6 protein-coding genes are annotated in these 12,705 nt (G+C 42.2%); 3 read left to right on the forward strand and 3 right to left on the reverse strand.

The window, feature by feature from the left end:
• The first annotated feature begins 9 nt into the window (after positions 1-9).
• The 3 genes from H6G32_RS10545 to H6G32_RS10555 all read left to right on the forward strand — a co-directional run bounded on the left by H6G32_RS10545 (position 10) and on the right by H6G32_RS10555 (position 4,554).
• Positions 10-2,070: a PAS domain-containing sensor histidine kinase gene (locus tag H6G32_RS10545; RefSeq protein WP_190457868.1), complete on the forward strand. Its 2,061-nt coding sequence runs from the start codon at positions 10-12 to the stop codon at positions 2,068-2,070.
• A gap of 128 nt (positions 2,071-2,198) precedes the next feature.
• Positions 2,199-2,696 (forward strand): response regulator, encoded by a 498-nt coding sequence (locus H6G32_RS10550; RefSeq protein ID WP_190457870.1) that lies wholly within the window; start codon positions 2,199-2,201, stop codon positions 2,694-2,696.
• Positions 2,662-4,554 (forward strand): hybrid sensor histidine kinase/response regulator, encoded by a 1,893-nt coding sequence (locus H6G32_RS10555; protein WP_190457873.1) that lies wholly within the window; start codon positions 2,662-2,664, stop codon positions 4,552-4,554. Before H6G32_RS10550 ends, H6G32_RS10555 begins: the two co-directional genes overlap by 35 nt.
• 164 nt (positions 4,555-4,718) lie before the next feature.
• On the opposite strand, the gene H6G32_RS10560 is transcribed toward H6G32_RS10555, so the two are convergent.
• The 3 genes from H6G32_RS10560 to H6G32_RS10570 all read right to left on the reverse strand — a co-directional run bounded on the left by H6G32_RS10560 (position 4,719) and on the right by H6G32_RS10570 (position 12,546).
• Positions 4,719-7,883: a CHAT domain-containing protein gene (locus H6G32_RS10560; RefSeq protein WP_190457874.1), complete on the reverse strand. Its 3,165-nt coding sequence runs from the start codon at positions 7,881-7,883 to the stop codon at positions 4,719-4,721.
• A gap of 118 nt (positions 7,884-8,001) precedes the next feature.
• Positions 8,002-9,840, reverse strand: coding sequence for an ABC transporter ATP-binding protein (locus H6G32_RS10565; RefSeq protein ID WP_190457876.1), 1,839 nt, complete (start codon positions 9,838-9,840; stop codon positions 8,002-8,004).
• 36 nt (positions 9,841-9,876) lie between these two features.
• Entirely contained in the window at positions 9,877-12,546 is a 2,670-nt protein-coding gene (locus tag H6G32_RS10570) for an NHLP bacteriocin export ABC transporter permease/ATPase subunit (protein WP_190457879.1), read from the reverse strand.
• Positions 12,547-12,705 lie beyond the last annotated feature (159 nt).

Here is a 12,705-nt window from a genome sequence, read left to right on the forward strand (position 1 = left end):
AAAAAACCAATGACTAAGGAATTACGGGAAAAAACTGAGCCAGCGCAACTATGGGAAGCACAACTCAGGATGGCATTAGACGCTGCTCGTATGGGCATTTGGAACTGGGATCTCCAGACTAACAAAATTACTAGGTCAGGTAACATCGAAGCCCTTTTTGGCTTAGAGGAGGGTACTTTGAACGACACCTACGAAGCTTTCCTCAAGTGTCTTCATCCTCAAGACTGCGATTTTGTCAAGCGCTCCCATCAACAAGCTATTGGGGACGGGATAGAATATGACATTGAATTTCGAGTTGTTTTGTCCGACGGTAGCATACGCTGGTTTGCCAGCAAAGGCGTAGTCTTGCGCGACTCAGGGATGCCGGTGCAGATGTGTGGGGTAGATACGGACATCACAGAACGTAAAGTGGCAGAGGAAAAACTGCGTCAGAGCGAAGCGCGTTTTCAGATAGTTGCTCGTGCGACTAATGATGTTTTATGGGATTGGGATTTGCTAAATAATCAGGTGTGGTGGAATCAAACTATACAGACAGTTTTTGGTTACAGCCCAGAGGAAGTACATTTTCATGTGACTTGGTGGCGTGAACATATGCACCCAGAAGATCGACAAAGAATTGTTGCTGATCTGCGTGCTGTGATTGATAGCGGTCAACAATTTTGGTCGAATGAATACCGGTTTTTACGTAGTGATGGCGGTTATGCCCACATCTTTGATCGTGGTTATGTCGTCCATGACCATGGAGGTAAACCAGTGCGGATGATTGGCGCGATGATGGATATAAGCGAACGCAAACGCGCCCAGGCAGAATTATTACGGCAAAATTTGCGATCGCAATTATTCGCTGATATCACCCTGAATATTCGTCAATCTTTACAAATCGATGAAATTCTCCAAACCAGCGTCACCGAGGTACAAAAACTACTACAAGCAGACCGAGTATTAATCTTGCGGCTACAGTCCAATGGTTCTTTCCTGGCAGTTAAAGAAGCAGTCGTTCCCGGTTTCCCCGTTGTCCTAGGGCAGCAAATTACCGACCATTGCTTTGGGGAAGATTGCATCCAGAAATACCGCCAAAGTGAAATAAGTGCCGTTAGCGACATCAAGCAAGCACAAATCGAATCTTGCCACGCCAAATTTATGCAACAATTTGGTGTCAAAGCTAACCTTGTCGTCCCGATTTTCCTCAAACATCAAGTTTGGGGGCTGTTGATTGCCCACCAATGTCTGCATCCCCGTCAGTGGACTAACTGGGAAATTGATCTTTTGCGACAACTGGCAGATCAAATCGGCATCGCCTTAGCTCAGAGCCTAATTCTAGAACAAGAAACTAATCAGCGGCAAGAACTCACCCGTTCCAACGAAGAACTGCAACAATTTGCCTTTATTGCCTCCCACGATTTACAAGAACCACTGCGTAAAATTAAAACTTTTGGTGAGCGACTCCAAGCTACCAATGGTGAAGCCTTAAACCCACAAGGCTGTGACTACCTAGAAAGGATGCAGAATGCCACCCTGAGAATGCAGACCTTAATTGAAGACTTATTAGCACTTTCGCGAGTCACTACTAGAGCACAGCCTTTTGTATCCGTGAATTTGGCAAAAATTACCCAAGAAGTATTATCAGATTTAGAAGTACGTATCCAACAAACTGGGGCACGTGTGGAGGTCGGGAACCTGCCCATTATTCAAGGCGATCCCCTACAAATGCGCCAGTTGCTGCAAAACCTGATCTGTAATGCCCTCAAATTTCACCGCCAAGAAGAGCCACCTGTTGTCAAAATATACAGTCAATTTTTAAACAATCAATTAGATAAAGTTGCCGTTGGTGAACAATTTTGTAAAATAATTATCGAAGATAACGGTATTGGGTTTGCCGAAAAATATCTTGATCGGATCTTCAATATTTTCCAACGTCTACATAGCCGCAGTGAATACGAAGGCACTGGCATCGGTTTAGCAATTTGCCGAAAAATTACTGAACGTCATCACGGTACTATTACAGCACAAAGTAAACCCGGACAAGGAGCAACATTTATGATTACACTACCAATTAATTCCCATTTCTAATTTTTATTCCTGGAGGGGGATTACTACTAGACCCCAAAATGAGGTTAATTAGAAAACTGTGCCCAGTAATTTTTTGCTATTTAATACTTAATTCATAGTAATAACTATTGCAAGGGAGATAATGCATAGTGAAGGGTCGGCAAACAACCGTCACAATCTTGATGGCTGATGATGACGAAGACGACAGCCTGTTGGTTCGTGAGGCATTGGCAGAAAGTCAATTGTCAATTGAACTACATATCGTCAGGAATGGTGAAGAGTTGATCGATTATCTGTGTCACCGAGGGTTATATGCCGACATGAGTAGTAAACCACGTCCGGGTTTAATTTTGCTAGATTTGAATATGCCCAAAAAAGATGGTGTTGAAGCCCTCAAAGAGATTAAAAGTCACCCAGAACTGCGGCAGATTCCCGTTGTAGTCTTAACAACCTCAAGGGCAGAGGAAGATATATATAACACCTACAAATTAGGCGCAAATTCCTTCATCATTAAGCCAGTAACTTTTGATTCCTTAGTTGAGGTGATGAAGACTATAGGAAAATACTGGTTTGAAATAGTAGAACTGCCCCTAGAAGCTGTGGGAGGTAATTATGGACAACAGACCAATCAAAGTTCTTTTAGTTGATGATGATGAAGATGACTATATTTTAACTCGTGATTGGTTTGGTGAATTTCAAGTAGCCAGTTGTGAGTTGGAATGGGTCAATAGTTACGCAGCAGCCAAAAATGCCATCGCTGGTAACAAGTATGATATCTATCTTGTAGATTACCGTTTGGGCCAGCATAATGGACTGGAACTGTTATACGAGGCAGTTAGCAATGGCTGTGCTTCTCCCATCATTTTACTAACTGGCCAGGGAGACCGGGAAATAGACTTGGAAGCGATGAAAGCAGGAGCAGCAGATTATCTCGAAAAAAGCCAGTTGACAGCGCCTTTGCTAGAACGTTCCATCCGCTATGCCCTTGAGCGCAAACAAACAGAACAGAAAATCCGTGAACAAGCTGCTTTACTTGATGTTGCCACCGATGCCATTTTTGTGCGTGACTTAGATGACCAAATTTTATTTTGGAATAAAGCTGCTGAGTGTCTATACGGTTGGAAAAAAGAAGAAGCCCTTACTAAAAATATACGAGAACTTTGGCAAGAAAAAAACTTGTCTCAATTGCCAGAAGCAGTGAAGATGCTGATGAAAAATGGTTCTTGGCAGGGAGAGCTATATCAGAGAACAAAATGTGGCAAAGAAATCATAGTTGAAAGCCGTTGGACATTGGTGCGCGAGTTCGGACAAAAATCACAATCCATATTGGTAGTGAGTAGTGATATTACACACAAGAAACAACTAGAAGCCCAATTTCTCCGCGCTCAACGATTGGAGAGTATTGGCACTCTAGCTAGTGGGATCGCCCATGATTTGAATAATGTCCTGGCACCGATTTTGATGACGGCTCAACTTTTGGAGTCCCAAGTCTATGATGAGCGATCGCGGCGACTTTTACCAATATTGATTACCAACGCTAAACGTGGGGCAAATTTAGTTAAGCAAGTACTGTCTTTTACTCGTGGACTGGAGGGTGAGCGTACCCTTTTGCAATTAAAGCATTTGATCATTGAAATTCAGCAAATTATTAAAGAGACATTTCCCAAATCAATAGATGTTTTCACTCAAATTTCACCAGACTTTTGGACTATATCTGGCGATGCCACCCAATTGCATCAAGTGCTGATGAATTTGTGTGTAAATGCTCGTGATGCCATGCCCAACGGCGGAACTTTGACAATCTCTGCTGCAAATTTCTTAGTTGATGAAAATTATGCCCGAATGCATATTGATGCTAAAGTCGGTGCTTATGTTGTCATTACTGTTCATGATACTGGAATTGGTATTCCTCCAGAAATATTAGATCGGATATTTGAGCCATTTTTTACTACCAAAGAACTAGGGCAAGGCACTGGTCTTGGTCTTTCTACAGTACTGGGAATTATTAAAAGTCATGGCGGTTTTATCAACGTCTACAGTGAAGAGGGAAGAGGCAGCCAATTTAAAATATATTTACCAGCACAAGATGCAACGGAAATTACCGAAGAACAAGAAGTAGAATTGCCTCAAGGCAACAGTGAACTGATTTTAGTTGTGGATGATGAATCTGCCATACGAGACATTACAAAAACATCTTTAGAAAGCCATAATTATCGAGCCATAACCGCCTGCGATGGCATTGAAGCAATAGCTTTGTACGTAGAACATCGGGATGAAATATGTTTAGTTTTGACCGATATGGTTATGCCCAATATGGACGGATTTACCACCATCCGCACGTTGCAAAAAATTAACCCAGAGGTGAGAATTATCGCCGTTAGCGGACTTGCTCCAAGTGATAAAGTGAATGCAGCTTATGATATGGGTATCAAAGCCTTTTTATCTAAACCTTTCACAGCAAATCAATTATTGGAAACCATTAATACAGTCAAAAGTAAGATTTAAATATTGCAAATTAGCAATATTTATTAAAGCTAAAACCCTGTTAAGTAGACAGGCGTAATTAAATGTAAGATGTCATTATATTTATTTAAGCCCACCTACTTACAGTACATTTCATCATAGTAAGGTACACAAGGGCGGGCTTTTCGTCCCACCCCACAACTGAACTACAACCCATTACCAATCAAAATGAAGGAGGCCCAATAGTAGGGATGGGTAAATTGACTGCTATGATGATTGCGTTCCCCTACTGGTGTACCTTGCTCTTTAACTAGTACTGAATTATCACCTGTTATTAAGGCAATTTGCGCTTTTTGTAAAGCCTCCGCTTTTGTGATGTTGCCTGCTTTTAATGCTGTATAAAATCCATTCATTAAAGCTTGGGTTCCGCCATCAGAAACAGACCACAATGAAGCCATAGATGCCTTCGCTCCTGTTAGTTGTATCTGATATGCTAAACCAAGAATTTCTTGCCCATTACCTAATTTATTACCTAAAGCAGTTTGGCAAGCACTCAGTACTACTAAATCTACATTTGGTAAAGACCAATTTTCTATATTTCGCAGAGTAACCCGTTCCCCATCACCAAACATAATAAACGAATCTTCTGGATCTCCACTAACAAGCATTCCGTGAGTTGCCAAATGGACAATTTTGTAATCATTCATTTGGGGAATTGTGACTTGGGTATTAAAATCTTGATCTAAAAGTATCTTTGTTCCAGAAATCGTCTTTGCCAAGTTTTCTACTTCAACTTTAGCGAAGGCCAAACCACTAAAACTTTCTTGACGTTCGGCTATTTTTACTGTGTACTCTCCTTTGGTAAAAGCCGCAGCTAAAGTTTGCAGAGATTTTTGGGGCTGGTGGTCTAATTTTGTCAGGCTGGCAGCAGTGATATTATTGATGGTAAAACGCTGCACTAACCAATTTTTACCATCATATAATGCTGCTAAGGGAATGTATCTTAATTTGCCATCTGGAGCGTAGATAATTGTTTTAGCATCAGCTTGCTTTAGGTCATTTTCTATTGGCTTAATTAGCCAATTATACAGTTGATTACCTGGGATTTTACTATCTTTATATGGGACTTGTATCCCTTGCCGAAACTCAAGAATTACCCGCTCTAATTCTTCTTTTTTAACTGGCACTGTACGATGAATTGGTGGGGCATCCGCAGTAACTATTAATAACTCTAACCTATCATCTAAAACTAAGGGGTAAAGTAACACTGCTTTTTGGTTTAACTGCCGCAAATTATCCCGGAGAGAATTTAGCTGTCGTAAAATCAAATTTTCTTGTCCTGATGTTGCTGATATTTGCTGCACCAGCGCTACCACAGAGGGACTTTTGATAAATCTGTTAAACTCAGCGCTACTTTCTTGCTCAAGTTTCACTAATTCGGCAATCCGTTTTTCTTGAATAGATGTGCGTGTATTTGGAGGGGTTTTTCGTAGGTTTGTGAGTTCTTTACCCAGGGTAATTACTTTATCTTGAATGGCGCTATATTTTTGAGAAATCTGTTGCTCTTGGGGTAGTAGAGGCAATGTTTGTAGTTGCTGTGGCTGGGAATTGACTGTTGTTTTCTGAGAATTTGCACCTCGATTGCTGAGAAAATTATTCTCTTGGGTATTGACCGTTGATTTCTGCGGGTTTGGGCGCTTATTACCGAAAAAATCGCTCATTTCTTGAATTTTTAGCAAATCCAGTACTTGTTGCGCTTCTGCTGCACGATTTCGCTGGAGCATTAAGTCAGCAAGTCGGCGATATCTTTCGGCAACAGTATCAGTGTAGGATTGTTGAATATCAAGAGGTACAACGCGCAAATTTTGGCGAATATTCTCCGTCACATTTACTGATTGTTTGTAAAAAGTGACCGCTAATTGTGGCTGATTTTGTGCAGATAGTACATCTCCTAAAAATTTAAGTGTTGCGGCTTCACTGACTTGATCGCTAACTTCTCGATGCATTGCTAAAGCTTGCTGATAAAACTCCAATGCTTTGTCATACTGACTTTGTTTGTGGTAGGTTTGTCCTAGGCTGCTAATTGTTACGCCTTCACCAGTGCGATCGCCTATTTCTCTATAATTAGCTAAAGCTTGTTGATTCAACTCTATCGCTTGATCATACTTGCCAAGATTGTTGTCAACACGCGCTATATTATTCAGGGTTACCGCTAAACCTGGTTTGTATTTGTTTTCTTTGTATATACTTAAAGCTTGTTGATACAAGTTCAACGCCGATTCATACTTACCCAGAGCAAAGTAAATTTGCCCGATATTATTCAGGTTCAGCGCTTCACCTTGAAACTGAAAAGAGTCTTTACCAAATGCATCGCCAACATTAGCACGACTAGCAACTTGTTGCAAAACTTGGGAATTTGCACCTAGGGCATTGTAAAGTAAATCAATTTCTGTTTTGGTTGTTCCTTTAAATTCGCCAGTGCGAAATTTTTTGTAAATAGTTGAAGATTTTTCGGCAAATTCTAAGGATTTTGGATATTGACCTAAGCTAAAATAAGCCCCTGCAAGATTATTTAAAATCGCTGCTTCTGTCCCATAAAAACAAGTTAATTTTTGTTTATAGCAGTAGTCTTGAACAGTAGTTAATGCTTGTTGATAAAAATCCAGCGCCTGACCATAGTTACCCAAATTGACGGCAACTACACCTAGATTATTCAGTGTTTGTGCACCGCCGATGTAATCACTATTAGCTTTCTCTATTACCAAATTTTGTTGATAAAAATCCAGGGACTTTTGATACTGTCCCATCCGAAAATAAAGCGCCCCAATATCAGCCAGCATAACTCTTTCGCTGGTAGAATAGCTGGAGTCTTTGGGGTTAGAGGCTTTCAGCTTTCTGAGAATATTTAAAGCTGGTTGATAATACTCTAGCGCCTGAGGATAGTCAGCTAAATTGACATAAACTTCACCCATGTAGGAAAGAGATATCCATTCTTGAGAGCCATCCCGTGTTGCTCTGTGAATAGCTAAAGCCTGTTGAAACAAATCTAACGCTTTTTGATATTCTTGTTTCCGCAAATAGACGTATCCAATATTCACAAGGCTGTTACCTTCACCAGCCTTAGCACCATATTTTTTGAAAATAGCTAACGACTGTTGAAATAACTCTAAACCTGCTTGCAATTCATCTAAACCAACCAAATCTGTATAAACCAGAGATTCACCCTGATTATTCAGAATCACTCCCTCTGTGATGGCTTCTTCTGGTGTAGGCTTTGGTGCTTGTGCTAGAACTTTTTCTAAAGGATCAAAAATGAACAATGGAGAACATAAACCGATAAAAATAATTGTCGCTATCAAAGGAAGCTTCATAATTGACACTCTATATAACAGACCGAAATCATTTGTGAAAATATCTCTGGGCACTCGGCCCACCGTATGTAATCGCACAAAAGTCCACCAATTTTCGATAACTTGAATGAAACCCCGACTACTGATAACCTGCGGCTTGCAACAAAAACAACTTCGCATAACGTCCTCCATTCTGTAACAATTCTTCGTGAGTTCCCAGTTCTGCCACAACGCCACCTTCTATAACTGCGATTTGGTCAGCCATCCGTACGGTTGAGAAACGGTGAGAAATCAATAATACAATTTGATTTTGTGTAAGAGCGCGAAAATGATTGAAAATCTCAAACTCAGCTTGAGCATCCATTGCCGATGTTGGTTCATCCAACACCAAGATATCTGCCTGAGTTCGCATAAAAGCACGAGACAGGGCAATTTTCTGCCACTCTCCCCCAGAAAGTTCCTGTCCTCCCTTAAACCAACGACCAAGCTGTGTTTGGAAACTTTGGGGTAATTTGTCAATAAAAGGTTGGGCCATGCCTTTTTTGGCAGCAGTTTGCCAGCGGGTTTTGTTTTCTAGATGTTCTACATCACCCACGCCAATATTCTCTCCCACGGTGAATTGATAGCGGACAAAGTTCTGAAAAATCACACCAATGCGACGCCGCAGCACATCTACATCCCATTCCTGCAAGTCCAAACCATCTAATAAAATCCGCCCAGAGTCTGGAGTGTAAAGTCGGGTAAGTAGCTTGATTAAGGTAGTCTTACCGGAACCGTTTTCACCGACAATTGCCAGTTTCTCTCCAGGTTTCAAATGCAGGGAAATGTTTTTTAACGCAGGCTGGGAACTTTGGGGATAAGTAAATGAGACATTTTCAAAACGGATACCATCTTGGGGATTTAAACCAATGGTGGCCTGACCCCAAGGCTTTAGTACTTTTTCTTCGAGAAAATCGTAGAGATTTGATAGATATAGGTTATCTTCATACATCCCGCCAATAGAAGTGAGGGCACTGGAGAAAGTAGACTGTCCTTGGCGAAACACGGTGAGATACATGGTCATATCTCCTAAAGAAATCCTACCTGCCGCGGTTTCTAGCACAATCCAAGCATAAGCTATGTAAAAGGCAAGGGTACTCACTAAACTCAGCAGATATCCCCACAGTCCCCGCTGCACAGTCAAATCGCGGTCTTTGCCGTAGAGTTGATCAAACAGGTTGTGGTAACGTCCTAATAGCATTTCCCCAAGTTGGTAGAGTTTGACTTCTGTGACAAAGTCTTCTCTGGCTAGCAGACTTTCTAAATATTGCTGTTGGCGGGTTTCTGGCGCACGCCGACTAAACAGGCGAAAGGCTTCTCCTGCAAACTTCGTTTCTGCAATAAATACGGGTATAGCTGCCAAAATCAGCACCACCACTGCCCAAACTGAAAACTTCACTAGCAAAATACTGTAGGTGATCAGGGAAATGGCACTTTGCACTAACCCAAAGGTGCGGTTTACTAGGGAAAGGGGACGAACTGATGCTTCTCGTCTTGCATTGGTCAATTTGTCATAAAATTCTGAGTCTTCAAAATGGCTGAGTTCCAGTGTCAGAGCCTTTTCTAAAATCAGTACATTCACTCGATGACCAAGTTGTGCCCGCAATAACGACTGACAAATGATCAGTCCCCTCTGACAGCCTGCTAATACAACTACTGCGATCGCTTCTAATCCTACATACAATAAAGGTTGACTAATATTGACAAAACCATTGCTCTGTAGATTAACTTGAGAGGCAATGACTACCGCATCAACAATTAACTTACCAATGTAGGATATAGCCCCAGGTACAAGACCAGCCACTAAGGTTAAAGCCGCCAGAAGAATAGTCAGGGAGCGGCTAGTAGTCCATACCAAGTTTATAGCCCGTCCACTGTAGTAGAAAATCGCTAATGATTGGTATAGAACATTTCGTTTTTTTTTATCTTCATAAGGCAACTCGGTGTCTTGAGACCTGAAAGTATAAAGTTAAAATTAAGCCATTTGCCTGGCCATGAGTGTGGCAAATAACCCTTGGCGATTGACTAACTCCTCAAACTTGCCGAACTGTACAACTCGACCGGCTTCAATCACATAAATTCGGTCTGCATTACGGATGGTGCTGAGGCGATGGGCAATAACTATCCGTGTTACCCGTAATTTATCTAAGCTTTCACTGACTATAGCCTGAGTACGATTATCTAAAGCGCTGGTAGCTTCATCAAAAATCAGGATTCTTGGCTTTAACACCAAAGCCCGAGCAATTAACATTCGCTGTCGTTGCCCACCAGAGAGGTTTGAACCTCCCTCAGAAATCACTGTATGCATCCCCATAGGCATTGATTGAATGTCATCGGCAAACCCAGCCATCAGTGCAGCTTCCCAAGCTTCATCCATGGTCACCAAGGCGCCGCTAGAAATATTGTCAAAAATCGAGGCGCTATTAATTCGACCATTTTGCAGCACGGCACCAATTTGCCGGCGGACTGCCGAGATATCTAACCCTGATAAGTCCTGGCCATCGTAGTATATAGTCCCATTTTCGGCTGTTTCAAACCCCAACAAGAGCCGAATGATCGTTGATTTTCCGCTTCCAGAAGGGCCTACCAAGGCAATAAACTCCCCTGGTTCTGCTTGAATTGTCATATTATCTAAATTCAGTGGGCCAGCTACCCGATAGCGAAATGTCACATGATCGACTTTGACTTGACCCATTAACCGACCTGGATCAGTTTTGCTCAGGTCGATTTCTGGTTTAGCGTTAAGGATGGGTTTTGCCCGTTCCCAGAAAATGCTGATGTCCAATATGCTGACTATGGTGTTGCTCAGGTCAGTTGCACCGCTGATAAAAGTGCCAAAGGCGGAATTAAACGCTAGGAATTTACCTGGGGATAATCCTGTGGTTCCTTGTGACTGAGCTTGGCTAATCAATATCACTGCTAGCCAAAAGATAATTATCGAGCTGACGGTTGGCAATATTGTATTAAATATGGCTAATAAATCTTCAATTAGTTCGGTACTTAACTTGAGTTTTAGCTGCTGACTATACTTTTTTGCCCAGTGGGCAAAGGCGCGGTCTTCGGCGTTGGTAACTCGGAGTTTAGACACTCCACCAATCATCTGCACAGTGAGTCCTAAAATATCTCCCTCTATTTCTTCTAGAGGACGCATTTTTCGGCTCGTAAGCATACCGGAGATGGTGGTGATGATGATTGTCACCAGTGCTACGGCGACTACAACTAAAGCTAACCCAGAACTGTAGAAAAATAATAGTCCCAGGTTTAGTAAGGAGAAAAAGCTCGTGAAAATTGTCCGCAACACTGTATCGCTAAGTTTCTTGTGAATCTGAGTGATAGCAGAGACGCGAGATTGTAAGTCCCCAATGGAATATTCGCGAAAGAAGGATACTCGCAGGTTTAATAATCTATCCCAGACTGCTGCTTGGGTATTGGAACTGGCTTTGCTTTCTAATCTGAGGCTGGCAAATCCTTGTGCTATTTGAAAGATCATTGTGCCAAAGCTGGCAGCTAGTAGACCCAAGCCAATCTGCACTAACAAGCTTCGGTCAGCATCAGGAATGGCTGAATCGATGAGGATGGAGGTTGCTTGGGGTACTAACATTCCTAGAAAGGAAGCGGCCAGACCTGTGAGCAGGATGACATTTAGTTCTCTAATCTGTCCTTTAAAGGCAAACTGAAACAAGTCGAAGGCCTTTAAGTTTTTATCGGGTAGGGGTCGATAAAACATATAGGCGAAGGGAGCTAAGAGCCTAGCAGTACCATTGCTTATTGGTGTGCGAGTATGATTTTCTGGGTCAAATATTTCGTACTTTCCTACCCCTGCTGGTAAGACTGCTACAGGACGGTTATCAGAATTAGTGTATGCCAGTAGGGGCCCGCTATCTTGCTGCCACCATTGGTCGTTGAGTAATACCCTTCGGGTGCGAATTCGGGATGCACGGGCGATCGCTTCTAGTGGTTCTTTAATCCGTTTCAGGTCTTCTGAACGGGCAGGGGGGCAAATGGTAATTCCTAAAGCCCTTCCCACAGCACCTGCGGCTATCAGCAGGGGTGTACCGGACTGCATGAGTTCAGCTTGCTTTGGTTTGAGGACTGATGCCAACTCTCCTAAGGCGCGGACTGTTACCTGATGGTTTAGTTTTTCCCGTTCTTGAAATTGAGTCTGTTTTGCAGTTAACTTTTCCTGTTCCAGCCGCGCTAGAATTGCCAGAAAATCGCTGTGCAGTTGGCCAAGAATGGTTTGGATAATTTCCCAAGTTTGCACATTGTCAATTACTGGAGGGATTAACTGGCGATCGCATACAGAAGATATCTGCTTCACCCAAATCTGCACCAGGTCCAGGAGCTTTTGAGCCTCGTCTTTCTCAAGGGTTATCCATTGCACACAGTCCTCTGCTGTTAGCGGCAACAACACGGTTTCTTCCATAGATACCGCTAGGATCTTATAGTCCGTACCCTCCTGGTCTATGCCGAACAATGCCTCACCCGGATTTACACTGAATAGATAACGGCGCGGCCCCTGCATCCCTTCTATAATCGGAACAGCAAAAAGTGCGATCGCACCTGACTCGATGCGCCAAACTGTTTGTGGCTCGTCCAATATTAATAACGCATTACCTTCGAGCAGTATCTGAAAATCACTCATCTGGGGTTATATTTGCAACGGTTGTCTGGCAAAAAATTCATTAACTAACTGAAAAACTTCAAAAAAATATCTGCGTTAACTAAGTAGAGTAAAAAATATTATAGCGATTAAGAGTTACGTGAGGTACAGATAATATTTTGAAACGCAAAGGGACGCAAA

Source organism: Cylindrospermum sp. FACHB-282, assembly GCF_014697195.1.
Taxonomy (GTDB): domain Bacteria; phylum Cyanobacteriota; class Cyanobacteriia; order Cyanobacteriales; family Nostocaceae; genus Cylindrospermum.

What these genes read in the sequence shown, in the direction of transcription:
- H6G32_RS10555 (WP_190457873.1), top strand. Translation starts at nt 2,662, where the DNA reads ATGGACAACAGACCAATCAAAGTTCTTTTAGTTGATGATGATGAAGAT.
- H6G32_RS10545 (WP_190457868.1), top strand. Translation starts at nt 10, where the DNA reads ATGACTAAGGAATTACGGGAAAAAACTGAGCCAGCGCAACTATGGGAA.
- H6G32_RS10570 (WP_190457879.1), bottom strand. Translation starts at nt 12,546, where the DNA reads ATGAGTGATTTTCAGATACTGCTCGAAGGTAATGCGTTATTAATATTG.
- H6G32_RS10560 (WP_190457874.1), bottom strand. Translation starts at nt 7,883, where the DNA reads ATGAAGCTTCCTTTGATAGCGACAATTATTTTTATCGGTTTATGTTCT.